Origin of the sequence: Microbulbifer agarilyticus, from assembly GCF_001999945.1 — a bacterium.
Lineage (GTDB): Bacteria > Pseudomonadota > Gammaproteobacteria > Pseudomonadales > Cellvibrionaceae > Microbulbifer > Microbulbifer agarilyticus_A.
The window spans coordinates 4,110,782-4,134,634 of sequence record NZ_CP019650.1 but is presented as its reverse complement, the minus strand read 5'-3'; the positions used below and the strand labels follow the sequence as shown (position 1 = coordinate 4,134,634).

The window sequence follows — 23,853 nt, the reverse complement described above, 5'->3', positions numbered from 1 at the left end:
TCTCTCTATCCTGTTACAACAGTGAGAGAGCCCATGGAAAGACCCCACCTCGCTTCAGCCCTTTGTGCTCTACTGCTACTTGCCGGGCAAAGTTTTACGCATAGCTTTGCCCAGGAAGCCGGGACTTCCACTAGCAGCGCCACCACCAGCGCACCTGTGGATAAACAGGAAGCGCGTACCCACCACAAACACTACCGCGAGCCCGAAGGTGGTGATAAACCTTCGCCCACCGGCAGCATTGCGCCGCGCCTACAGAACCTCGGTAAACATATCTTCCCGGTAAGCTGTGCCTCGGAGCAGGGGCAGCAGTACATCAATCAGGGCCTGAACCTGGCCTACGCATTTAACCATGCGGAGGCCGGCCGCTCGTTTCGCGAGGCGGCGCGTTTGGATCCAGACTGCGCCATGGCCTACTGGGGCCAGGCACTGGTGTTGGGGCCCAACATTAATGCGCCTATGGACCCGGAAGCAGAGCCCAAGGCGCGCGAGCTGGCCCTGAAAGCGAAGTCTTTAAGCAGCGGTGTGGATAAGCGGGAGCGCGCACTGATTGATGCGCTGACTACCCGCTATACCGGTGATGCCGCGGACCGCAGCGCGGCGGATAAGAAGTATGCGGCGGCTATGGGCAAGGTCGTCGAGCAGTATCCGGACGATCTGGATATCGCCACCCTGTATGCCGAGTCGATGATGGACCTGCGCCCATGGAATTACTGGATGCGCGATGGGACTCCCTACGAGGGCACGGAAAAAATCGTCGAGTTGCTGGAACAGGTGATGGAGAAAAATCCGGAGCATCCCGGCGCCCTGCACCTGTATATCCACCTGATCGAACCCACCAACAATCCGGAGCGTGCGGAAAAGGCCGCGGACACGCTGCAAAACCTGGTCCCCGGTGCCGGGCACCTGGTACATATGCCGGCGCACATTTACCAACGAGTGGGGCGCTATGCGGATGCGGTAAAAGCAAATGAGCGCGCGATCGCCGCGGATGAGGATTACATTACCCAGTGTCGTGCCCAGGGCATCTACCCGATGGCCTATTACCCGCACAATATTCACTTCCTGTGGTTCGCTAATACCGCGCTGGGGCGCAGCGGCAAGGCCATCGACGCGGCGAATAAAACCGCCGAGCAGATTTCCGATGAAACCCTGGAAGCGATGCCGATGCTGGCGAGCTTCCGCGTACTGCCCTACTGGTCGCTGGCGCGCTTTGGCAAATGGGATCAGGTACTGACGTTGTCGCAACCGCCGGCGGACCCATTCCTCACCCTCGCCTGGCACTATGTGCGTGGACTCGCATTTATCGCAAAGGGCCAATTGGACAAGGCACAGGAGGAGTTGGCGCAGGTGCAGAAACTCGCCGCCGATCCGGCGCTGGAATACCCAATGTTTTCGCCCAATACCGCCAAACAGGTGCTCGCGATTGCCCCGGAGGTGCTCGCCGGGGAACTGGCGGCCGCGCGCAAGGATTACGAGGGAGCGGTCAATCACCTGAGCCGGGCCATTCTTCTCGAGGACGGCCTGGTGTATACCGAGCCCGCCGAATGGCACTATCCGCCGCGGCTGGCGTTGGGCGCAGTATTGCTAGAGGCCGGTCGTCCGGCGGAGGCGGAAACCGTTTACTGGCAGGATCTGGATCGGCGCCCGAATAACGGTTGGGCGCTGTTCGGATTGGCCCAGGCACTGCGCGCGCAGGACAAGGGCGAACAGGCGGAACTGATCGAGGCGCGCTTCAACAAGGCCTGGCGGGATGCAGATGTGAAGTTAAAGGCCTCGCGTATTCGCTGACGGCACCCCTGGACATAACCGGCGAACACAAAAAAGGGCACTGTGAATCCTGTTCGCAGCGCCCTTTTTACGTGCCTGTTAAGTACCTGATCGAAAGCGAAGCTTGCGTGAAGCGTCAGACCTCCAGGTCGTAATCCATGATCACCGGCAGGTGACTGGAGAATTTGACGTTCTTGTTGATGGCGCCGTACTCGATCTTGTTCTTCAAGGTCTGCGACACGATCTGCATATCGGTGCGCCAGCCGTCACCCTGGCCCGCTTCGCCACTGGGCCACCAGGTGAACTCGTCCGCGTCTTTCACCACGCGGCGGAAGGCATCGATATAGCCGATATCGTTGAACAGCTGATCTAGCCAGCGCTGTTCGTGACGCATAAACCCGGGGGTATCCTGATGATCCTGCCAGTTTTGTACGTCTGCGCGGCGGTGTGCCATGCCCCAGTTTCCGCAGAAAATAAAGTCACGGCGCTTCCGGCTGATTTTGGCCAGGTGTGCCTGCATGTCGTCAAAAAACTGTACTTTTGTTTCCAGTGAGGCCTCGTTGGTGGCCACCGGAGCCAGCAGTGAGCCGACGCTCAAGCGTTCAAAATCTGCCTGCAAATAGCGCCCGTACATGTCCACGCCGTTGGCGAACCCCATGCCATATATCAGGGCTTTTGGCTGTGCGCGGGTGTAGATTGCGACCCCGTTTTCATGGGGGGTGCCGGAATCGAAGAAATAGCTGTAGTAACCGTCCGGATGAAAGATGGGATGATCCAGTTCCGGCTCCAGTGAGCGTAGATCCTGCAGACAGATGATGTCCGCGTCCTGATCTGCCAGCCAATCATATAGCCCGCGTTGTGCAGCCTGGTGCACTCCATCCACGGACAAACTCACTATTCGCATTATTAGCCCCTTACCAGCGGACTGTGTAAAATTGCAGTCGTTATTTGTCTGAACATTCTATGATTGCCGTACCCCGTTCCTTGGGGACCTTCCTTCACCTTAGCCAATAGTTATCAAATTGCCATGCAGCAGTACCAGCGAGACTTTATACAACTGGCCCTAGAGCACGATGTGCTCTGTTTCGGAGATTTCACGTTGAAATCCGGTCGCCAGAGTCCCTACTTTTTTAATGCCGGCCGTTTCCACAGCGGTGCAGCGCTTGCCGCTTTGGGCAACGCCTACGCGGAGGCGATTATTGCCTCTGGTGTGGAGTTTGATGTCATATTCGGGCCGGCCTACAAGGGCATCCCGCTGGGTGCGGTAACCGCGGTGGCGCTGGCACAGAAAGGTATCGATAAACCCTTCTGTTACAACCGAAAAGAGGCCAAGGCCCACGGCGAGGGCGGCACCTTAGTGGGTGCGCCGCTTAAAGGCAAGGTTTTGATCATCGATGATGTGATTACCGCGGGCACCGCGGTGCGCGAAGTGATGCAGATTATCGATGATCACGGCGCGGCACCCGCCGGCGTGGTGATCGGCCTGAACCGTCAGGAAAAGGCCAGTGATGATTCTGACCAGTCTGCAATTCAGCAAGTTGAGCAGGAATACAGCATTCCTGTGATCGGCATTGTAGAACTCGACGATATTATTACCTATCTTAAGTCTGAGGCTGCCGGTGACGAGCTGCTACAGCGGATCATCGATTACCGCCAGAAATACGGCGTTTCCGCTGAGGGTTAGGCGGCAAAGATTACGTATTTAACCCTATGGGGCTAAAGACAAGCCGGCAGTAAAAGAATTAGGGTTAACAGTGGCGCAGAAGGAAATGCGTCGCTGATCAAATAATGAACGATTGCAAAGATAAAATGAGGCAGGCGTGAAAATCGCAACTGCGCTGGCGCTCGCCGGTGCTCTTCTGACATTGGATGTCGGAGCTGCAAGCTCGGGGTGGGATGGCAAGAAGCTGTACCGCTATACCAACGAACACGGCGTCCAGGTGCTGGATAACGTCGTGCCTCCCCGTTACGTAGCCGGAGGCTATGAAGTGCTGACCGTCTCCGGACGTGTTCTCGAGGTTGTCGAGCCCGAGCTGACCGGCCCTGAGCTTGTGGAAAAACGGCGTCGTGAAGCGCAGATGGCGGCGGACCTGGCGTTGCTCAAGCGTTATAACAGCGTTGCGGATATTGAATCTGCACGCAAACGAAAGCTTGCGATCGTGCAGCAGGACGTCGCGATTCTGCGTTCCAATATCAGCTCTCTTAGCCGTCAAATCAAAAATGAAGAGTCCGCAGCGGCACGTATTCAACGCAATGGAGGCTCGGTTTCTACCGAGCAAATGGAGCGTATCGGCAATCTGCGCAAAGAGGTCGATGTGGTAAATGAGCGCCTGTCGATGCGTAACAAAGAGGCGGTAGCCATCAACAGTGAGTTTGATCAGGCTACCCGTCGCTATCGAGAAATAGCCGACAAGTAAGTCGGCTGCCTTCTACTTCCTACCCTGTAAGAACCTCAGCTCTGCGCGGTCAGCGCACTTTCTCGGAAAAACCCTGCTACCAATACCGGCCACTGTTCTGTCCAGTGCTCGGTCGGTTTGCGTTTGAAGCCACTGCGCACGTATTGCACGATGCGACCCTCGGCGCTGGCCAGCAACAGGTTGGCTGCCGCGGTCAGCGGAATGGCGGGGCGCAGTTGCTCGCGCAATTCCGCCTCGCGCAAAATCTGCTTCAGCTGGGTTTCCAAGCGATCGAACAGCTGCAGAATGCGGCCGTGCAGGCGCTCTGTTTCTCCAGTCAGGGCGTCGCCGGTCAGCAGGCGGGTGATACCCGGATTGCGCTCACAGAAGGCCAGCAGCAGGTGCAGAATTTTCTGGCAGCGGGCGAGCGCATTGGGCTCGTCCTGCATGATGATTTTGATACGGCTGAAAATGGTCTCTTCGATAAATTCGATGAGGCCTTCGAACATTTTGGATTTACTGGGGAAGTGGCGATACAACGCCGCCTCTGAGAATCCTACCTCTTTGGCCAGTGCCGCAGTGGTAATGCGGGCGCCGGGGCTGGCTTCCAGCATGTGTGCCAGCGCTTGCAGGATTTGTTGGCGTCGATTGATTTTTTCGCTGCTCATGAACTGCCTTTGCCCGGAATATTCAGCCGGGATCTGATTTTGTTGTTGTGCCGGTATTGTGCTGTTCGCCTGGCTTGGCAGCGCGATGGGGTGTCAGAAGCCCGCGACTTTTTTGATAAAAGTTTTATTCGCTGAAAGCCAGTAGGCCGGCGCCAGAATCGTAACGATTCGGCGCCGGGGCATCAATTGTTAGTGACTGTTAACACTTGTTATGTGAACCGGGTCACGTCGCGTTTTGTGTGATTTTTGCTCTATTCGGCGCTTAAATTGGCGTTGGTGATCAGGGTGCCCACACCGGTGTCGGTAAAGATTTCCAGCAACACCGCATGGGGTACGCGCCCATCGATAATGTGCGCCGAGGTTACGCCCGCTTTTACCGCGTCCAAAGCACAGGCGATTTTCGGCAGCATGCCGCCGTAGATGGTGCCGTCGGCAATCAACCCGTCCACTTCCAGAGTGGAAAGACCGGTAAGTACCTCGCCTTGCTTGTCCTGCAGCCCGGCCACATTGGTGAGCAGCATCAGCTTTTCTGCTTTCAGGTACTCGGCAATCTTGCCTGCGACCAGGTCTGCGTTGATGTTGTAGGACTCGCCATCCTTGCCCACGCCAATTGGCGCAATCACCGGGATAAAGTCGCTGTTGATCAGCATGTCGATCACATCGGTGTCGACGCTTTCCACTTCGCCGACGTGGCCGATGTCGATGATTTCCGACGCGTGCAGGCCGGCAGCGTCTTCCTTGGTCCCGTTATCACGGGTTAGCTTCTTCGCGCGGATCAGCAAACCGTCTTTACCGGTAACCCCCACCGCGCGGCCGCCATTTTTATTGATCAGATTAACGATCTGCTTGTTCACCGTGCCGCCGAGCACCATTTCCACCACGTCCATGGTTTCACTGTCGGTCACGCGCATGCCGTCGACGAAGCGGGATTCGATACTGAGCTTGTTGAGCAGGTCGCCAATTTGCGGGCCGCCGCCGTGCACCACCACCGGGTTCATGCCCACCAGTTTCATCAGGATCACATCGCGGGCGAAGCTGTTTTGCAGCTTTTCATCCACCATGGCGTTGCCGCCAAATTTGACCACCACGGTCTTGCCAATAAAGTGCTGAATATAGGGCAGCGCCTCATTGAGAACCTGAGCGACGCGCAGGGCAGATTTCTGATCCAGAGACATAGCGTTTTCCTTACTGCTTTGGGACAACCCGCTGGTACTTAAGGCAGTACCAGGGCGGGATCAATTTTTTGAAGTTGCTGTGCTACCTGCGCGCGAATACGCGCGAGGGCGGCTTCATCGTCGGCTTCGAAGCGCAGGGTCAGTGCCGCGGTAGTATTGGAGGCGCGCACCAGTCCCCAGCCATCGGCAAACTCAATGCGCAGGCCGTCAATGGTGTTGAGGTCCGCCTCACCAAAGGTTCCCTCGTTGCGCAGTCGCTCGATCAGCGCGAACTTATCGGCCTCTGCCACCGGCAGCAAAATTTCCGGGGTGTTGACCATCTGCGGCAGCGAGTCGAGCAGCTCGTCGAGGGTCTGCTCGCGCAGGGCCATAATCTCGAGAATACGCGCGGCAGCGTAAATACCGTCGTCGAAACCGTACCAGCGGTCTTTGATAAAGATATGCCCGGATAGCTCGCCACCGAGCAGTGCACCGGTCTCGAGAATTTTGGTTTTCATCGGCGCGTGGCCGGTTTTCCACATCACCGGGCGGCCGCCATACTGGGTGACCAGGTCCGCCAGTGCGCGTGAACTCTTCACGTCGAACACGATATCCGAGCCCGGGTTACGCGCCAGAATATCCCTCGCCAGCAACATCACCAGCTGGTCCGCCCACACGATACGGCCGCTTGAAGTCACCAGGGTGACACGGTCGCCGTCGCCGTCGAGAGCGATACCCAGATCGGCGCTCTCGCCTTTGACTGTGGTAATCAGGTCCTGCAGATTCTCCGGGCGCGATGGGTCCGGTGCGTGGTTGGGGAAGTTGCCATCCACTTCGCAATAGAGGGTATCCACCGCGCAGCCCAGCTGTTCGAACAGCTCGGGCGCCAGCTCGGAGGTGGCACCATTACCCGCATCAATTACGACATGCGGCTGGCCGGCGAGTGCGACGTCATTAAAGATTTCATCGATGTAGGTGTCGCGTACATCCTGCTGGCTGTTGCTGGCCTCGCCGGAGGCGAACTGGCCGGAGACCATCAATACGCGCAGGTCCTGCAGCTTGTCGTCCGCCAGCGGGCGCCCGTTCATTACGATTTTGAAGCCGTTAAATTCTGCGGGGTTGTGGCTCGCCGTTACCATCACGCCGCTGTTGGCATTTTTGCCCTTGGCGCAGGCGAAATACAGCACCGGAGAAGGCACCAGCCCCAGGTCCACCGCGTTACAGCCGCTTTCGAGAATACCTTCGATCAGGCAGTCTCTCAGCAACTCGCTGCTGTTGCGGCCGTCGCGGCCCACCAGTAAGAGTTTTTGTCCAGCTTGCAGGGCAATGGTGCCCAGCGCGCGGCCCAGCTGGTAGGCAAATGGCTCGTTAATTTCCTCGCCCGCAATACCGCGGATATCGTAGGCGCGGAATACGTGAGCCGGAATCTCGGTGCTCGGTGTGCGCATCAGGTCGTGGGTAGAGGCTTCCTCCACGGTGGGTGCGCTGGGCGCCGGTGCGGAGGCCACCGCAGTGTTGGTACTTTCTTTTGCCGGTTTGGGTGCGTCGAGGTCTTCTTTGCGCAGGCCTTTCTGGGAAGCGCCCTTTTTCTTATTGCGTCCGGCCTGCTCCCAGGGTGCGGCACCGCCATCGGCGGGCAGCATTTTCCATAAGCCAAACAGCGTTGCCCCAAGACCTATTAAGGCCAGGGCAAACAGCCATATCGGAGAAATGCTGTGTGCGGCGGCGAAGCTGGGCGAGGGGGTGAACGAGACTTTCAGATAGCTGCCGGCAACCGGTGCCGATACCGAGTCCCCACCGCTTCCCTGGGTAGGAGAATTCCACAGCGGGCTCGCGGGTCCATCGGGAAACTGTTGCGCGACGCGGACGTTGCCCGGCGAGGCGTCCAATTCCGACAGCGCACGCTCGAATACCCCAAACGGTTGGGCAATCAACAGCGCCCCGTCTTGTTCTGCTCGCGCGCTATACAGCTGCCACTGATTGTCGCTGCCGCGCAGGAATTCGGGATTTTGCTGGCCATCTTGCTGACTGCGCTTTAGCAGGTCTACCTGGGCAAAATTGAGCGGTGGATTACCGGCACCCGCGTATAGCTCTGCAGTGGTGAAGTATTGCACCGCGCCCTGCGGAATCGCGTTGGTACCGATACGCGTAGAAGACTTTTGCTGCGGATTCAGCTTGGCCAACTGTTGCTGTCGCTGGGCAAAGAACCCCTGTAGCTGTTCCGCATAGCCTGTGGCTTTTAGTTGCGATGCTTCGCGTACGCTTGCCTGGTTGTGTGCCTGCAGTACGTTGGTGTTCAGCAGGTGCGCGCCGCCGAGCCAAACGGCTGCGGCGAGCAATGCAGGTAATGTCAGCCCGCTGTGCCACAGAGGCTTATTTTGTGTTTGTGCTTTTACAGCCACGACTTTTCAGTCTCCTAGTCTTTCCAGACCAGCCCCCAGACCGGTTCAGTTCTTCTGAATCTTGTTGGGCCACGCCTACTAACTATGAGGTGCGGCCATGTGTTGTTGTGTAGTTATTATTTTGTGTAATTCTGTTTACGCGCCCGGATGCGTGCCCGCAAAGGCGCGCTCGGCAATGCGCTTTATCAGCTCCGCTGCCAATTCGGTTTTTAGTGCCGCGGGCAAAGCTGTTTCACCAGCATTGTCGATAATCACCACCTGATTGCGGTCGCTATTGAATCCGCCTGCAGGATCGCTCACGTCGTTTGCCACAATCATGTCGAGGTTCTTGCGCGCAAGCTTGCCCTTGGCGTGCTCGATGACCTTCTCGGTTTCTGCTGCAAAGCCCACCACAAATGGACGCTTGTTCTTGCGTGCGGCAATGGTGGCGACGATATCCGGGTTTTTCACCAGACTCAGTACGTCGCTGTCATTGCCGTCTTCTTTCTTGATCTTTTGTTCCGCCACAATCGCCGGGCGGAAATCCACTACCGCAGCGGCGGCAATAAACAGGTCGCTGTCATCCGCCGCCTGCTCGGCAGCAGCGAGCATATCGTCGGTGCTTACCACATCCACGCGGGTAACCCCGGCGGGCGTGTCTAGCCGTACCGGGCCGGCGATCAGGGTGACTTCGGCACCGGCGCGCGCTGCAGCCGCGGCAATCGCGAAACCCATTTTTCCGGAGCTGTGATTGCTCAGGTAGCGCACCGGGTCCAGCGCTTCGCGCGTGGGGCCGGCGGTAATGGTGACCTTCTTGCCGGCGAGCACTTGCTCGGGCACGAGGAAATTCACTAAGCCGTCGATAATATCCAGTGGCTCCAGCATGCGTCCCGGGCCCACATCACCACAGGCCTGGCTGCCGGCATCCGGGCCCAACAAGGTGACACCGCGGCTTTGCAGGGTTTCGGCGTTGGCCAGGGTGGCGGGGTGCCGCCACATGGCTTGGTTCATGGCTGGTGCCAGTACCACGGGTGCTTCGGTTGCCAGACACAGGGTGGTTAGCAGGTCGTCGGCCATACCAGCAGCGAGCCGTGCCATAACGCTGGCGCTGGCCGGCGCAATCAAGATGGCGTCGGCCCACTTGGCCAGCTCGATATGCCCCATGGCCGCTTCGGCAGCCGGGTCCAGCAGGTGGGTGTGCACCGGATTGCCGGACAGGGCCTGAAACGTCAGCGGGCGCACAAACTCCTGGGCGCCGGCAGTCATGACCACGCGCACGGTGGCGCCACGGTCCTGGAGCCTGCGTACCAGGTCGGCGCTTTTGTAGGCGGCGATACCGCCGGAGACACCAAGCAGTATCCGTTTGTCGGCCAGTGAGGGCATATTCTGGGTTTCCGAAACGCTGGGAACACGTAAGATTACCATTTTAGCGCCGTGGACCATATGGTCATGAGGTTGCTATTGCGGGCTCGCAGGGGAAGCGAGCATTTACTTTTTGTTTTGGGCGATTACCCAGGGAGGGGAAATGGCGATTACCGACTGGCCGGCGGAGGAGCGGCCGCGGGAAAAGTTGCTGGCCAAGGGCGCGGCGGCGCTGTCTGACGCGGAGCTTTTGGCGATTTTTCTGCGCACCGGCTTGCCGGGTGTATCGGCAGTGGATCTGGCGCGACAGTTGCTGAGCGACTTTGGTGGGCTGCGGCCGTTACTGGAGGCGGAGCGCAAGGCTTTCTGTGCGGGCAAGGGCCTGGGCGATGCCAAGTTTGTGCAGTTGCAGGCGGTACTGGAGATGGGCCGGCGCCATCTGGCGGAAGATCTGCGGCGCACCGATGCGCTTACCAGTCCACAAGCCGTACGTGACTATTTATCCGCACAGTTGCGCCATCGCACCCGCGAGGTGTTCTGCTGCTTGTTTCTGGATAGCCAACATCGGGTGATTGCCTTTGATGAGCTGTTTGAGGGCACCCTGAACGCCGCCAGTGTCTACCCCCGTGAGGTGGTGCAGGCAGCGCTTGCCAGGGGCGCTGCAGCGGTAATCCTTGCCCACAACCACCCATCCGGAGTCAGTGAGCCCAGTCAGGCAGATATCCACATTACCGGGCGGCTTAAAGAAGCGCTGGCATTGGTGGATGTCCGGGTGTTGGATCACCTGATTGTTGGTGAGGGAGCGGGCTGCTCATTTGCTGAGCGAGGGCTACTCTGAGCCTTTCGGAGCCCGGTAGCGGCCAGATGCCGGGCGCGTCTTTTCAGGACCGCTGTGAACCCATCCCTGGGCGCTTCGGCGCAAACATCCTGTTTGCGACGATCCTGAAAAAACGCACCCGACATCTGTCCTTCTCGCCGGCATGGGTACTTCGGGATACCCCTTCAGATTGAACAGTTAGTCTTTATCTGCGCCATTGACCCAAAGTGGCCGCCCAGACAGCAAAAAAGTTGGTTAAAACTTGCCCCACCTAGGGGGTTCTGGTATAAAACGCCGCTCTTTGCGGCCGGGCCAGATTCTGTACAGATCCCGCGGTCCGCTGGATACCGAATTTTGCACTTGCCCCGCCTTACGCTGAGGGCACGAGAGTTTTTAAGAGGCCAATCAGATGTCCAAGGTATGTCAGGTAACCGGTAAGCGCCCGGTAACCGGAAACAACGTTTCTCACGCCAAAAACCGCACCAAGCGTCGCTTCGTGCCGAACCTGCAGTCCCACCGTTTCTGGGTGGAAGCAGAGAAGCGCTTCGTGAAACTGCGTGTTTCTACTAAAGGTATGCGCATTATCGATAAGAAAGGTATCGATACTGTACTGGCAGAGCTGCGCAAGCGCGGCGAGAAAGTTTAATAGCTGCTTAATAGCAGATTGGAGATAGAACAATGCGTGACAAGATTCGCCTGAATTCCAGCGCCGGCACCGGCCACTTCTACACCACTGACAAGAACAAGCGCACCATGCCTGAGAAAATGGAGATCAAAAAATACGATCCCGTTGCTCGTAAGCATGTGATGTACAAGGAAGGCAAAATCAAGTAATTGATTGCCTGACTGTTCGCGAAAAAGCCCGGTTCTCCGGGCTTTTTTGTGCCCGCAAGAAACAAATAAACTCTGATGCGAAAGCTTCGGTAGTGATGGCCCTTTGCCAGACCGTCTGCGGCCAGGGCGGCCGCAGACGAGCCCCCAGGGATGGGTTTACGGCGTGTCTGGCAAAGGGCCATCACTAGCGGAGCTGCCACCCAGCTAGCTAGTGGTTGCCCAGGAAACCCGAAGATGCCAGAACTCCCAGAAGTAGAAACCACCAAACGCGGATTGGCGCCACATCTGGAGGGGCGCAAGGTAAAGCAGTGCGAAATTCGCCAGCACAGCCTGCGTTGGCCGGTGGATGCCGACTTTGCCGAGAAGATCCGCGGTGCCCGTATCCAGCGACTGGATCGCCGCGCAAAGTACCTGCTGGTGGAGACAGACAAGGGGCTGGCCATCTGGCATCTGGGTATGTCCGGCAGCCTGCGTATTGTTGAAGGCAGTGAGCCGCCGCAAAAGCACGACCATATCGACTGGCTGCTCGACAGTGGCCAGCGGCTGCGCTTCCACGACCCGCGCCGTTTCGGCGCTCTGCTGTGGACTACCGAAGACATTGCCGATCACGAGCTGATCGCCCACCTGGGGCCTGAGCCCCTCAGCGATGACTTCCATGCAGACTACCTGTTCACTGCGTCTCGCGGTCGCAAGGCCCCGGTAAAGTCGTTCATCATGGACGGCCGCATCGTCGTTGGCGTGGGCAACATCTACGCCTCCGAAGCCCTGTTCATGGCCGGCATCCGCCCGCAAACCCCCGCCGGAAAGATTTCCCGTGCCCGCTACGAACGGTTAGTGGAAGCGATCAAGGAGGTGCTGGCCTTCGCCATTCAGCAGGGCGGTACCACACTCAGAGACTTTGTCGGCGGTGACGGTAAGCCGGGCTATTTTGCCCAGAAGCTCAATGTTTACGGTCGCACCGGCGAGCCCTGTCGCCGCTGCCCCGGCACCATTCGCGAGCAGGTTATCGGCCAGCGCAACACCTTCTTCTGCCCCCGCTGTCAGCGCTGATTGGGAATTCGTTTGCGCTGACCCTAAATTTGAGTCCGATGTTCCAATCGGGTTTGAAATCATGATCATTGTGTTGCCCTTTCTCACGGCGCTGATCTCCGCCTGGTTCACCTGGCGCGGGCATCGGGCTACCGCGATGGGCTGGTGGGCCATTACCGTCGCCATCTATGTCGCCTGGTGTTTCTACCATATGACCACCCCCCTGAAGATTTCCCTTTGAGTCTCGTTTTGCTCCTTTTTTGCCCTTTTTGGGCGAAACCTGTTTAGGCCCTGTTAGGCTCGTTTAGGAGAGTTGTGCTGTGATTCACCATCTTTTCGGCCTGCGCCGCTGGACCGACTGTCTCAATGCCCTCGCTCTGGTGGGGGTGAGTGGCGTTCTCTGGTTCGCCTTTCTCTGGCAAATCGTCTACCACGACCTGCCCTGCCCCCTGTGTCTGCTACAGCGGGTGGCGTTTACGATGGTGGGGATCGGTTTGATGCTGAATGTGTGCTTTGGCAGCCGCCCGGCACATTACGGCATTGCGATACTGTCTGCCCTTGCCGGCATGGTGTCTTCCGCGCGGCAGGTGCTGTTGCACATTGCCCCTGGCGACTCCGGCTATGGCATGCCGTTTTTGGGATTGCATTTTTACACCTGGGCGCTGATCGCGTTCTTTTTGCTGGCCCTGTATCTCGGCGTTTTGTTAATGCTGGATGGGATGAAACAGAAGGACGCGGCGGATATTCCGCGCAGCCCCGGCTGGTTGGGTAACCTCGGGGTGTACAGTTTTCTGGTGATCTTGCTGGTTATGTTCGTCGCCACCCTGCTGGAATGTGGCCTGGGCCCCTGCCCCGACGACCCGACGGATTATCTGTGGATCCCGGGTAAATAACTCAGCCGGGTGAAAACAGTTTGAGTCCGGCGATGCCCGCGACGATCAGGCCGATACACAGCAGGCGCGGCAGGGCGGTGGATTCGGCAAACAGAATGATGCCAAGGATGGCGGTACCCACCGCGCCAATGCCGGTCCACACGGCGTAGCCGGTGCCCACCGGAATGGTCTTCAATGCCTGCGAAAGAAAATAAAAGCTCGCGATCATCGCAATCACGGTGAGCACACTGGGCATGGGTTTGCTGAAGCCCTGGGTGTATTTGAGGCCGATGGCCCAACCCACTTCCAGCAGGCCCGCAATCACCAAAAAGAACCACGGATTTGTCATCGTTACTTCCTTGTGAAGTGTTCTGCCTGTGGAGTGTTCGGCCTGTGAGGTGGCTGGCGATCAGCGCCCGACCGCGCTGCCTTCGCGGCGGGTGTCGGCGCCGCCATGGAGTTTGCCTTGCTTGAGGGCAATACCGTGGATGCCGCTATTCAAGTCCCGGCGCACCACCTTGTGACCTTTTGCCTCGAGCTTTTTCAATTCCTCATCGCTGAGTGTATCCGGCTCAACTTCCACCCGATAACCGATAGCGCCGATGTTGCCCGCGGCGATGGCCTCGGCAATGGGCATACCCTTTGTCAGGTGGTAGAGGATGGAGCGCGCGGTGTAATCGATAATTCGCGAGCCACCGGGTGAGCCAATAATCAGGCGCAGACTATCGTCTTGGTTAAACACCATGGTCGGCGACATGGACGAGCGCGGGCGCTTGCCGGCCTGGATGCGGTTGGCAACCAGGTCCTTGTTGGCGTTGTGTGGTACGAAGGAGAAATCGGTGAGCTGGTTATTCAGCAAAAACCCTTTCACCATCAGTCGCGAGCCAAACCCGGTTTCGATACTGCTGGTCATGCTCACCGCGTTGCCGTACTGGTCGACGATGGACAGATGGCTGGTGTTGGGCTGTTCGGGAGATTTGGCTTCTACACGTTTGCCTGTAAAGGCTTTGGGGTCGCCCGCTTTTGCCGGCTGTGCTTTTTCCACGTCGATTAATTTCGCGCGCGCGGCCAGATACTCGGGCGCGACCAATGCTGCGGTGGGCACTTCGACAAAGTCGCTGTCGGCGGCGTAGGTATTGCGGTCCGCAAAAGCCAGCTCCGACGCTTCGATAAACAGGTGGGTAAGCTCGGCGCTGCCCACGTCAAATTGCTGCACCGGTGTGTGTTGCAGCATGCCGAGGATCGCGCCCACGGTGGTGCCACCGGAGGACGGGGCCGAGGCACCGCACACTTCGAATTCGAAATAATCCGCGCATACCGGTTTGCGGATCTTGGCAGAGTAGCTGGCCATGTCTGCCATGGTCATCACGCCGGGGTTTTCCGGGTCATTGCGCACGGCATCCACGATGGCCTGGGCAATTTCGCCCTCATAAAACGGCTTGGTGCCTTTTTGGGCGAGCAGTTTCAGGGTTGCCGCATACTCCGGGTTTTTCAGGATATGCCCGACGGGCAGCGGCTTGCCGTCGTCACCAAACAGGTAGGCCGTGATGGCCGGGCGCGCGGCCACCATTGGCAGCCTGTCCGCCAGCTTGTACAGGCGCGGGGAAATCGCGAAGCCATTTTCCGCCAGTGTAATCGCCGGTTGGAACAACTCGGCCCAAGGCAGTTTGCCGTCGCGCTTGTGGGCCAGCTCCATCATGCCCATGACACCGGGGACGCCCACGGAATAGCCGCCGATCACAGCCTTGATAAAGCTCATGGGTTTGCCTTCGTGCATGAAATAGTTTTCATCCACTGCCTTCGGCGCCGTTTCGCGGCCGTCGTAGCCGTTGAGTTTATTGTCGTCGGCGCGGAAGCTCAGCATGAAGGCGCCGCCGCCAATACCGGAGGACTGGGGTTCCACCAGTCCGAGCACCAGTTGCGCGGTGATGGCCGCGTCCACTGCGGTGCCGCCCTTGGCCAGGATCTGCTCCGCCGCTGCGGAGGCGTGGGGGTTGGCGGTGACTGCCATAAACTCGCTGGCGATGGCGGACTTGATCTCGGTGCGCCCGGTGGCGATTTCTGGCTGTGCTTCTGGCTGTACTTGCGGTTGCGTTGCCTGTTGGGCGCTCGCTGGTAGTGCAAGGAGATGCAAAGACAGCGCGGCGCTGGTAGCCAGCAGCCGAGGCTTGGATAGGACGTTGGAGCGTGAGAAAAAACGATTCACTGGGCGACCCGAAAGTATGTGGATCGCCCGAGTGTATCAGACTGGTAGGCCAGCTTGCGTTGGCGGATGCCGCTTAGCGGTTGTATTTCTCTTGCAGTGCCTTTTGCACGCCAGGCGGTACGAACTTGGTGACGTCACCGCCGAGGGAGGCGATTTCGCGTACCAGGGAAGAGGAGATGTAAGACAGGTGTTCCGCCGGTGTGAGGAACAGGCTCTCCATTTGTGGCGCCAGCTGACGGTTCATATTGGCCAGCTGAAACTCGTATTCAAAGTCGGAGACCGCGCGCAGGCCCCGCACCACACCGTGGGCGTCCAGCTGGCGCACCAGGTCGGCGAGCAGGATGTCGAAGCCAATCACTTCGATGTTGTCCAGGTGGGCCAGCTCCTGTTGGGCCAGCTCCACGCGCTCTTCCATGGTGAACAGGGGGTTTTTGCGGGTGCTGGCGGCAACAGCGACCACAACATGATCGAACAGGCGGCAGGCCCGCTCAACGAGGTCCATGTGACCATTGGTGATGGGGTCAAAAGTACCCGGGTAAACCACTTTTTTCATAAGCCAATTTGCCTTGCCGGCCAGAAGGGACGCGCATCTTAAACAATTTAGACGCGGCTCTCAAAATGTCGCGGTAAATTCGCCAGCAACTACATGAATAGTGGGAATTCACGCCTCGAATTTACGCGCAGCGTTCACACCCTATACAGACGCATAGATACCTGCCCGGCGCGCTTTTCTTTTTCCAGCTGCCAGCCCTCCGGTGCCGCAATCACCGTGTCTCGCGGGGACTCCACATACACCAGAGTGCCATCGCCGAGTCGTTGGCTCTGCACGAGCGCATTCAGGGTCGCTGCCCACAGGTCCCTGGCGAAAGGTGGGTCGACAAATACGACGTCGTAGGCCGGGCCGCCCTGGCTGGTGAACACCTCCGCGGCGCAGTTGTGCACCTCGCCCTCATCGGCTTGCAGCAGCTTCAGCTGCTCGCGCAGGGTACGCGCGGCGCCGCCGTCCAGTTCCACAAAGTCTACATGCGCTGCGCCGCGGCTCAGCGCTTCGAGTCCCAGTGCGCCGGAGCCGGCAAACAGGTCCAGGCAGCGTGCAGCGGGCAGGTGGAACTGCAGCCAGTTGAACAGGGTCTCGCGCAGGCGGTCTCCGGTTGGGCGCAGCCCTTCGATCGGCGCAAAAGCGACTTTGCGCCCGCGCCAGCGGCCGCCGATGATACGTAGCTGGCTCGGGGCCTGCGTGGCGGAAGACGGTTTACTCGGCCGTGGGCGGCGGTTTCTGGGCATCGGTTGTCCGGGGAAGTTGCTACAGCAGTAAATTAGACAGGGCCGCACTGTGTGCTAAACAGTCAGCGGTGCTAAGATTAGCGCCTTTCCGAGACCGGCTGCCAGTGGCAGTGACCTTCATCTATCTCCTTCGAAGAATTCGCACCCGATGATTTTTGATTTTCTGCGCAAAAAGAAGTCCGAGGACCAGGCCGCCGATGATACGGCAGCCCCCGCGGAGTCCCAGCACCCCCTTGCTGAAAAGGTCGCTGAAGACGTGGCCGAAGAAGCGGCCGGCGAGGCTGAATTCGTAATCCCGGAGAATCTGCAGGCGCCCGCTCCTTCCTCCGAAGAGGAGCAGCTTTCGACGGAAGAAGCACCGGAAGCGGGTTTCGACCCGGCCGCCGAGGTGGCGCAGGACATGCCAGAGCCCGCCGCTACTCCGGCACCGGTCGTAGCAGACGAGCACCTTTCCACCGAAGAAGCCCCGGAGTCCGGATTCGATCCAGCCATGGAAGTGGCGCAGGACGAGCCAGCGCCGGTACAGGAGCCGGTGCAGGAAAAGCCCAAGAAAGAGGGTTTCTTTGCCCGTATTCGCCGCGGCCTGTCGCGCACCAGCAGCCAGTTTGCCGAAGGGATGGGCAACCTGTTCCTGGGCGCCAAGGAAATCGACGAAGACCTGATGGAGGAGCTGGAAACCCAGCTTCTCATGGCAGATGTGGGTGTAGATGCCACCACCGAGATTATCGACCGCCTCACCGAGCGGGTTTCCCGACGCGAACTGTCTAATGGCGAGGCGTTGTACAAAGCGCTGCAGGAAGAGCTGGCCGGCTTGCTGGACAAGGTCGAAGCGCCGCTGGTGATCGACCAGAGTAAAAAGCCGTTTGTGATTCTGGTGGTTGGCGTGAATGGCGTCGGCAAGACCACCACCATCGGCAAGTTGGCCCACCGCTACCTGAACGAAGGCCAGTCGGTGATGCTCGCCGCCGGTGATACCTTCCGGGCCGCCGCTGTGGAACAGCTGCAAGTTTGGGGACAGCGTCACAATGTGCCGGTTGTGGCCCAGCATACTGGCGCGGATAGTGCCTCTGTGATCTTTGATGCGATACAGTCTGCCCAATCCCGCAATGTGGATGTGGTAATTGCGGATACCGCCGGGCGCCTGCACAACAAGTCGAATCTGATGGAAGAGCTTTCCAAGGTGCGCCGTGTCATGGGCAAACTCGACGGCGCCGCACCGCACGAGGTGCTGCTGGTACTGGATGCGGGCACCGGCCAGAACGCGCTGTCGCAGGCGGGGACCTTCAAGGATTCCGCGGGGGTCAGCGGCCTGGTACTCACCAAGCTCGATGGCACCGCCAAGGGCGGGGTGATTTTCGCGCTGGCACAGAAGCTGGGGATTCCGGTACGCTTTATCGGCGTGGGGGAGCAGGCAGAAGACCTGCAGCCATTTGTGGCAAAAGACTTTGTGGCGGCGCTGTTTAATCGCGCCCAGGGCTGATAGTCCGAATCTGCGAGAGACTTTTCGTTGGCTTGTGGAGCGAACTTGGATAGTTAGGTGGCGGCACTGCTACCGGGTACAACTTTCTGAGACACGCCGTGAACCCATCCCTGGGGGCTCTTCCGCGAGGTCCCTCTCGCGGAAGGTCTCAGAAAGTTGTACCCGGTATCAGTGCCTTCGCGCAAAGTGCGGTATGTTGTAAAAGAGTTGCCGCTACCGAAGTTAAAAACAACAAAAACGCGCTCATGATCCAGTTTGATAACGTTAACAAACGCTACGAGTCCGGCCAGGATGCGCTGGGGCGCGTCAGTCTGGAAATTGATCGCGCCGAGATGGTGTTCCTGACCGGCCACTCCGGCGCCGGCAAAAGTACCCTGCTCAAACTACTCACCGCCATCGAGCGCCCTACCCGAGGCAACATCATCGTCGGCGGGCAGAACCTAAACCGCCTGCGCAATAGCCAGATTCCCTACTACCGCCGCAACCTCGGCATCGTGTTCCAGAACCACCAGTTGCTGTTCGATCGCAGCGTGTTCGACAACGTCGCCCTGCCGCTGTCGGTTTCCGGATGCAGCCGCCGCGAAGTGGGCCGCCGCGTGCGCGCCGCGCTGGATAAGGTCGGCCTGCTGCACAAAGAGAAACAGAACCCTATTGTGCTCTCTGGCGGTGAACAACAGCGTGTGGGTATTGCCCGCGCAGTGGTGAACAAGCCCGCCCTGCTGGTGGCGGATGAACCCACTGGTAACCTGGACCCGAAACTGTCTGAGGAAATCATGGGACTGTTCCGACAGTTCAATGCGGTGGGCACCACCGTGCTGATCGCCAGCCACGACCTTGAATTGATTGCGCGCATGCGCCAGCGGGTGCTGACGCTGCAGCAAGGCCAGTTGATCTATGACGGATACCCGAGCCGTGAACCAGCGTACTAAGCCCTCTGCCAATCCGCCCGAACGCAGCCGCTCCGCGGGTGCGGTGACCGCGCGCACCGGTGTGGGCGACCGCTTCAGCAGCTGGACCAATCACCACCGGGAAATGTGGCGCGAGTCGTGGGCGCGTTTCTTTGCCTCACCCATGTCCAGCGGTATGACCGCACTGGTCATTGCCATTGCCCTGGCCCTGCCCGCAGCACTGCAGTTGGGACTTACTAACTTCCAGAAGGCCGTGGCTGGCTGGGATGGGCAGCCTCAGATTTCGGTATTCCTGCACAAGCGCGCCCGCGAGAACGCGGTGCAGTCGTTCGCCGACGACTTGCGTGGGGACCCACTGGTGGCGGGGGTGACGTATATCTCGCCGGAGCAGGCGTTGGCAGAATTCCAGCAGTCCTCCGGCCTTGGGGATGCGCTGCTCGGTATGGACAGCAATCCGTTGCCAGCCGTACTGCTGGTGCGCCCGCGCGGCTCTGATACGACCTCATTGGAGGCGTTGGCCACACGCTTGCGCGACAGCGCGATGACCGATTCCGTAGTGCTGGATATGGCCTGGGTGCAGCGCCTGGCGCAGCTCACTGAACTGGGGCAACGCATGAGCATGGGGCTGGCACTGTTGTTGGCGCTGGGGGTGTTGCTGGTGGTGGTGAACAGCATCCGCCTGCATATCGAAAATCGCCGGGATGAAATCCTGGTGGTGAAGCTGGTGGGCGCCACGGATGCGTTTGTGCGCCGCCCCTTCCTTTACACGGGTCTGGTCTACGGCTTGGTTGGCGGTCTGATTGCCTGGTTGCTGGTGAGCGGTGGGGTATGGCTACTGGCGGGCCCGATTAGCGGGCTGGCAAACCTCTACGGCAGTGGCTTTCGCCTCGATGGCCCCGGGTTTACCTATCTGGTTGGGCTGGCCGGCGGCGCCGCGCTGCTCGGGCTTACGGGGGCCTGGTTGGCGGTGGCGCGACATATTTCCGCGATTCAGCCGCGCTAACGCCCGATCCGCACCGCCATTTACATCATTTCATCGGCCTTTAGGGTCGCTTGACCGCGCGGTCTGCAAAGATTGGTAAAGCGCGGGCGCGCCCCGGAACTTCTGCTGTGGATAACTGCTCTAATCTCCCGTATTTCAAGGGCTGGCGCGCGGTGCCAGCCGTCTCCATACGGGGTTCCATTTCCCGTTGCGAGTGCTACACTGTGGCCGACTTTGCTCTCTTGGTGCCGCTTAAAGACTGAACAGTCCAGGGCCGAGCGGAGCAGCCGCCGCAAACTACTGGTCCCGGTAAGAAACAGTCCGGGCAGCAAGTGCCAAGCGGGGCAATAAGCGATACGAGGAGAATCCTGAATGGGAACCAGTTTACAGCCGATTCACACACTGTCACCGGGCGCCAATCTAAACGCCTACATCCAGACAGTCAGCGGCTTTGAGGTACTCTCCGCCGAGGAAGAAAAGAAACTCGCGGAAGACCTCTACTACCACGAAAATCTCGAGGCAGCCCGTCAGTTGGTTATGTCTCACCTGCGCTTTGTTGTGCACATCGCCAAATCTTACTCCGGTTACGGCCTGAACCAGGGTGACTTGATTCAGGAAGGTAACGTGGGCCTGATGAAGGCGGTGAAGCGTTTTAACCCGGAAAAGGGTGTGCGTCTGGTGTCCTTTGCGGTGCACTGGATCAAGGCGGAGATTCACGAGTTCATTCTGCGTAACTGGCGCATCGTTAAGATTGCGACCACCAAGGCGCAGCGCAAGCTGTTCTTCAACCTGCGTGGCCAGAAGAAGAAGCTGGCGTGGCTGACTAACGACGAAGCCAAGCGCGTGGCGCAAGAGCTGAATGTCGATGTGCAGCATGTACACGATATGGAAGGCCGTCTGGCGGCGCATGATGCGGCGTTTGATGCGGGCGTGGATGACGACGAAGATTCCGCGTGGCAAGCTCCGGCGCACTACCTGGAAGACCGCCGTTACGATCCGGCCACCATGCTGGAGCACGATAACTGGCAGGAAACCAGCGTAAACAACCTGACTGCTGCGATGGATCAGCTGGACGACCGCAGCCGCGACATCATCGAAGCGCGCTGGTTGAGTGAATCCAAGGCCACCTTGCATGAGCTGGCCGACAAATACGGTGTTTCTGCTGAGCGTATTCGCCAGCTTGAAAAGAACGCCATGAAAAAAGTCCGGGTGGCGATGGAAGCGTAACCACGCACCGACCCAACCGGATGGAAGAACCGCGCCATTGGCGCGGTTTTTTCGTATATGGCCTCCCGGCTATAGTGGTATCCGCTTTTGTTCAGACCTAGTGGCGGAGAGGTACCGGGTGTCTGTTTTCGGAACCGCTGTGAACCCATCCCTGGGCGCTGCGTCGGCGACGTCCCTGTCGCCGACGCTTCCGAAAACAGACACCCGGCACCTCCCCTTCAATTTTGACTCGGTACTCCGTAAGCCAGATCGAAAGGAATAAAGATGGCTAAATTGTATTTATTGCTGGCCGCATTTTTTGGTGGCACCGGCGTTATGCTCGGCGCTTTTGGCGCTCATGGACTGCGTGACAAGGTCGCGGAAAATCTGTTGGAAGCCTACAAAACCGGCGTGCATTATCAGATGATTCACGCGCTGGCACTTATAGCCGTGGCTATATTGATCCAGCAAATTGGTGCAAAAACCTCGCTGATTGTGAGCGGCGCGCTTTTCGCGGTTGGCATTTTATTATTCTCAGGCAGCCTTTACGGCCTGACCTTTGGTGGGCCGAGAATCCTCGGACCAATCACCCCACTTGGTGGCACATTGATGATCGGAGGCTGGGTAGCCCTGTTTGTCGCCGCCCTAGGTTATACGAAGTAAAAAACTACGAGTCGAAGGCCAAGGGCCGGGGATGCGTTTTCAGAAGCGTCGGCGACAGGACGTCGCCGCCGCAGCGCCCATGGATGGGTTCACAGCGGTTCTGAAAACGCATCCCCGGTGCTTGGCCGCCACAGCACCAGCGACGAAGCACCCAAGGTCGGTGCTCCGAGCTAAGAGGTAAAAATGCAAGAAGAGCCAAACAACGAACAAGCGGGTGAGGAAGAAGAATTTCCCTACCGCACCGAGTTCAAAAAGAAATCCATCCGTAGCTACGTGATCCGCGGCGGGCGTATGACCGAAGGTCAGCGCAACGCGTTTGATAACTACTGGGGCACGTTTGGACTGTCCCTTTACGATGGCGCGATCAATCCGGCAGAAGTCTTCGGTGGCGCGGCCCCTGTGGTATTGGAAATCGGTTTCGGCATGGGCGATTCCCTGCTGGAAATGACCAAGGCCGAGCAGGATAAAAACTTTATTGGCATCGAAGTGCACCCACCGGGTGTCGGTCGTCTGATTAACAATGCCGGCAAGGAAGAAGTAAAAAACCTGCGCGTGTATATGGCAGATGCCATCGACGTGCTGAACGACTGTATTCCCGACGCCAGCCTGGATCGTTTCCAGTTGTACTTCCCCGATCCGTGGCACAAGAAAAAGCACAACAAGCGCCGTATCGTGCAGCCCGAGTTCGTGAAACTGCTGTGCAGCAAATTGAAGCCCGGCGCGCTGATGCACATGGCCACCGACTGGGAAAACTACGCCGAGCAAATGCTCGAAGTACTTGAAGCCGAGGACATGCTGGAGAATACCGCCGGTAAAGGGCAATACTCCCCGCGCCCGGAATTCCGTCCGCAGACCAAATTCGAGCGTCGCGGTGAGCGCCTTGGCCACGGCGTGTGGGACCTGCTGTACAAAAGAAAATAAGCCGACAACATAGCGAGCCGCGCTGGAAATGGGCCGCGGTTCGCTGTGCTATCTTGTGACTACCGGTAAATGGATGCTCCGGAGCAACAATGACAACAAGCCCCACCCTCGCCCGCAAACTCCTACCTAAGCTGCTTCTGGGCAGTGCCCTGCTCCTTTCTAGCGGCCAGGCCGTGTCCGATGGGGAAGGTACTCTCAATCTCTACCTCAACGGCGGCTATTACTGGTTTGATGACCAGCGCCTCGATGGCACACCTTACTTCGGTTTTGAGCTGGAAGATCGCGCCGGCGGCGGTATCGGCTTTGGCTACAACGTTACCGATCGCTGGGCTCTTGAAGGTGTGTATAACTACTTCAGCGTCAACGTGCAGGACACGTTTGAGGATGTCGAGGTACAGAATTACCACGTCGATCTGCTGTATCAATTCGCTGGCCGCTTTTGTGGCAATTACGACTGGCAGCCCTATGTGGTGGCGGGTATTGGCGAGTTGCGCATCGATGAAGACACCTACGGCTACCCGTTTGACTGGCACCGTCGTCAGACCATGGTCAACTTTGGTATGGGCGTGAAGTACCGCCTGCACCCACGCTGGCAAGTGCGCGGCGATGCGCGCGGTTTCCAGGGAGTGGAAGAAAGTGGCCTCGACGCCTATGTGAGTATGTCGATCGGCTACCAGTGGGGTGAGGACCCGGTGGCGATTTACGATCGCGATGGTGACGGTGTGTATGACGACGCCGACGAATGCCCACAGACACCGCCTGGTATTGATGTGGACTTTCGCGGCTGCCCTATCGACACCGACGGCGATGGCATACCGGACTATCTCGACCTCTGCCCGAATACGCCCATGGGCATGGCGGTCAATGAAGATGGCTGCCCGCGGGAAGGCTACGACCCCTACGAAATGTCGAAATAGCCGCGC

Annotated in this window: 25 protein-coding genes; 16 read left to right on the top strand and 9 right to left on the bottom strand. The window is 58.7% G+C overall.

What is annotated here, in order from left to right; all coding sequences use genetic code 11:
• Positions 1 to 33: 33 nt before the first annotated feature.
• Positions 34 to 1,788, top strand: coding sequence for a tetratricopeptide repeat protein (locus Mag101_RS17180; protein WP_077407747.1), 1,755 nt, complete (start codon positions 34 to 36; stop codon positions 1,786 to 1,788).
• A gap of 115 nt (positions 1,789 to 1,903) precedes the next feature.
• On the opposite strand, the gene Mag101_RS17175 is transcribed toward Mag101_RS17180, so the two are convergent.
• Positions 1,904 to 2,671, bottom strand: a complete 768-nt coding sequence (locus Mag101_RS17175) for an exodeoxyribonuclease III (protein WP_077407745.1) — start codon at positions 2,669 to 2,671, stop codon at positions 1,904 to 1,906.
• A gap of 123 nt (positions 2,672 to 2,794) precedes the next feature.
• Here Mag101_RS17175 and pyrE point away from each other — a divergent pair, with 123 nt between their 5' ends.
• Together pyrE and Mag101_RS17165 are read left to right on the top strand one after the other, a co-directional pair.
• On the top strand, positions 2,795 to 3,451 hold the full coding sequence (gene pyrE, locus Mag101_RS17170; RefSeq protein WP_010132088.1) for an orotate phosphoribosyltransferase: 657 nt from the start codon (positions 2,795 to 2,797) through the stop codon (positions 3,449 to 3,451).
• Positions 3,452 to 3,587: 136 nt separating this feature from the next.
• On the top strand, positions 3,588 to 4,184 hold the full coding sequence (locus Mag101_RS17165; RefSeq protein ID WP_077407743.1) for a hypothetical protein: 597 nt from the start codon (positions 3,588 to 3,590) through the stop codon (positions 4,182 to 4,184).
• 35 nt (positions 4,185 to 4,219) lie between these two features.
• Here the strand turns inward: Mag101_RS17165 and slmA are convergent, their stop codons facing one another.
• From slmA to coaBC, 4 genes are all read right to left on the bottom strand, one after another.
• Positions 4,220 to 4,831: a nucleoid occlusion factor SlmA gene (gene slmA, locus Mag101_RS17160; RefSeq protein ID WP_077407741.1), complete on the bottom strand. Its 612-nt coding sequence runs from the start codon at positions 4,829 to 4,831 to the stop codon at positions 4,220 to 4,222.
• A gap of 251 nt (positions 4,832 to 5,082) precedes the next feature.
• Positions 5,083 to 6,006, bottom strand: a complete 924-nt coding sequence (gene argB, locus Mag101_RS17155) for an acetylglutamate kinase (protein ID WP_077407739.1) — start codon at positions 6,004 to 6,006, stop codon at positions 5,083 to 5,085.
• A 38-nt stretch (positions 6,007 to 6,044) separates the two neighbouring features.
• Positions 6,045 to 8,387, bottom strand: coding sequence for a phosphomannomutase/phosphoglucomutase (locus tag Mag101_RS18195; protein WP_077407737.1), 2,343 nt, complete (start codon positions 8,385 to 8,387; stop codon positions 6,045 to 6,047).
• A 135-nt stretch (positions 8,388 to 8,522) separates the two neighbouring features.
• On the bottom strand, positions 8,523 to 9,749 hold the full coding sequence (gene coaBC / locus Mag101_RS17145; RefSeq protein ID WP_077408430.1) for a bifunctional phosphopantothenoylcysteine decarboxylase/phosphopantothenate--cysteine ligase CoaBC: 1,227 nt from the start codon (positions 9,747 to 9,749) through the stop codon (positions 8,523 to 8,525).
• A 142-nt stretch (positions 9,750 to 9,891) separates the two neighbouring features.
• On the opposite strand from coaBC, the gene radC reads away from it, so the two are divergent.
• From radC to Mag101_RS17120, 6 genes are all read left to right on the top strand, one after another.
• On the top strand, positions 9,892 to 10,566 hold the full coding sequence (gene radC, locus Mag101_RS17140) for a RadC family protein (RefSeq protein ID WP_077407735.1): 675 nt from the start codon (positions 9,892 to 9,894) through the stop codon (positions 10,564 to 10,566).
• 388 nt (positions 10,567 to 10,954) lie between these two features.
• A complete protein-coding gene (gene rpmB / locus Mag101_RS17135) occupies positions 10,955 to 11,191 on the top strand; it encodes a 50S ribosomal protein L28 (protein ID WP_010132080.1) in 237 nt (78 codons plus the stop codon).
• A gap of 32 nt (positions 11,192 to 11,223) precedes the next feature.
• Positions 11,224 to 11,379, top strand: coding sequence for a 50S ribosomal protein L33 (rpmG, locus tag Mag101_RS17130; RefSeq protein ID WP_010132079.1), 156 nt, complete (start codon positions 11,224 to 11,226; stop codon positions 11,377 to 11,379).
• Between the two features lie 234 nt (positions 11,380 to 11,613).
• A complete protein-coding gene (mutM, locus tag Mag101_RS17125) occupies positions 11,614 to 12,429 on the top strand; it encodes a bifunctional DNA-formamidopyrimidine glycosylase/DNA-(apurinic or apyrimidinic site) lyase (RefSeq protein WP_077407733.1) in 816 nt (271 codons plus the stop codon).
• 61 nt (positions 12,430 to 12,490) lie between these two features.
• Positions 12,491 to 12,649, top strand: coding sequence for a DUF5993 family protein (locus Mag101_RS18045; RefSeq protein ID WP_198040028.1), 159 nt, complete (start codon positions 12,491 to 12,493; stop codon positions 12,647 to 12,649).
• 79 nt (positions 12,650 to 12,728) lie between these two features.
• Positions 12,729 to 13,301 carry a disulfide bond formation protein B gene (locus Mag101_RS17120; protein ID WP_232325072.1) on the top strand — a complete coding sequence of 191 codons (573 nt, stop codon included), beginning with the start codon at positions 12,729 to 12,731 and terminating at the stop codon, positions 13,299 to 13,301.
• Position 13,302: 1 nt separating this feature from the next.
• Here the strand turns inward: Mag101_RS17120 and sugE are convergent, their stop codons facing one another.
• The 4 genes from sugE to rsmD form a co-directional block, all read right to left on the bottom strand.
• Positions 13,303 to 13,629 carry a quaternary ammonium compound efflux SMR transporter SugE gene (sugE, locus tag Mag101_RS17115; RefSeq protein WP_077407731.1) on the bottom strand — a complete coding sequence of 109 codons (327 nt, stop codon included), beginning with the start codon at positions 13,627 to 13,629 and terminating at the stop codon, positions 13,303 to 13,305.
• Between the two features lie 60 nt (positions 13,630 to 13,689).
• Positions 13,690 to 15,486, bottom strand: a complete 1,797-nt coding sequence (ggt, locus tag Mag101_RS17110; protein WP_077407730.1) for a gamma-glutamyltransferase — start codon at positions 15,484 to 15,486, stop codon at positions 13,690 to 13,692.
• Between the two features lie 73 nt (positions 15,487 to 15,559).
• On the bottom strand, positions 15,560 to 16,039 hold the full coding sequence (gene coaD, locus Mag101_RS17105) for a pantetheine-phosphate adenylyltransferase (RefSeq protein WP_077407728.1): 480 nt from the start codon (positions 16,037 to 16,039) through the stop codon (positions 15,560 to 15,562).
• A 134-nt stretch (positions 16,040 to 16,173) separates the two neighbouring features.
• Positions 16,174 to 16,770 (bottom strand): 16S rRNA (guanine(966)-N(2))-methyltransferase RsmD, encoded by a 597-nt coding sequence (gene rsmD, locus Mag101_RS17100; RefSeq protein WP_077407726.1) that lies wholly within the window; start codon positions 16,768 to 16,770, stop codon positions 16,174 to 16,176.
• A 490-nt stretch (positions 16,771 to 17,260) separates the two neighbouring features.
• Here rsmD and ftsY point away from each other — a divergent pair, with 490 nt between their 5' ends.
• From ftsY to Mag101_RS17065, 7 genes are all read left to right on the top strand, one after another.
• On the top strand, positions 17,261 to 18,250 hold the full coding sequence (ftsY, locus tag Mag101_RS17095; protein WP_335645078.1) for a signal recognition particle-docking protein FtsY: 990 nt from the start codon (positions 17,261 to 17,263) through the stop codon (positions 18,248 to 18,250).
• A gap of 245 nt (positions 18,251 to 18,495) precedes the next feature.
• Positions 18,496 to 19,179 carry a cell division ATP-binding protein FtsE gene (ftsE, locus tag Mag101_RS17090; RefSeq protein ID WP_077407722.1) on the top strand — a complete coding sequence of 228 codons (684 nt, stop codon included), beginning with the start codon at positions 18,496 to 18,498 and terminating at the stop codon, positions 19,177 to 19,179.
• Positions 19,163 to 20,161: a permease-like cell division protein FtsX gene (gene ftsX / locus Mag101_RS17085; RefSeq protein ID WP_077407720.1), complete on the top strand. Its 999-nt coding sequence runs from the start codon at positions 19,163 to 19,165 to the stop codon at positions 20,159 to 20,161. Before ftsE ends, ftsX begins: the two co-directional genes overlap by 17 nt.
• 351 nt (positions 20,162 to 20,512) lie before the next feature.
• Positions 20,513 to 21,367 carry an RNA polymerase sigma factor RpoH gene (gene rpoH / locus Mag101_RS17080; protein WP_010132063.1) on the top strand — a complete coding sequence of 285 codons (855 nt, stop codon included), beginning with the start codon at positions 20,513 to 20,515 and terminating at the stop codon, positions 21,365 to 21,367.
• A gap of 264 nt (positions 21,368 to 21,631) precedes the next feature.
• Positions 21,632 to 22,009, top strand: coding sequence for a DUF423 domain-containing protein (locus Mag101_RS17075; RefSeq protein ID WP_077407718.1), 378 nt, complete (start codon positions 21,632 to 21,634; stop codon positions 22,007 to 22,009).
• Positions 22,010 to 22,192: 183 nt separating this feature from the next.
• On the top strand, positions 22,193 to 22,930 hold the full coding sequence (gene trmB, locus Mag101_RS17070) for a tRNA (guanosine(46)-N7)-methyltransferase TrmB (protein WP_077407716.1): 738 nt from the start codon (positions 22,193 to 22,195) through the stop codon (positions 22,928 to 22,930).
• An 89-nt stretch (positions 22,931 to 23,019) separates the two neighbouring features.
• A complete protein-coding gene (locus Mag101_RS17065; RefSeq protein ID WP_077407714.1) occupies positions 23,020 to 23,847 on the top strand; it encodes an outer membrane beta-barrel protein in 828 nt (275 codons plus the stop codon).
• The last annotated feature ends 6 nt before the right edge of the window (positions 23,848 to 23,853 follow it).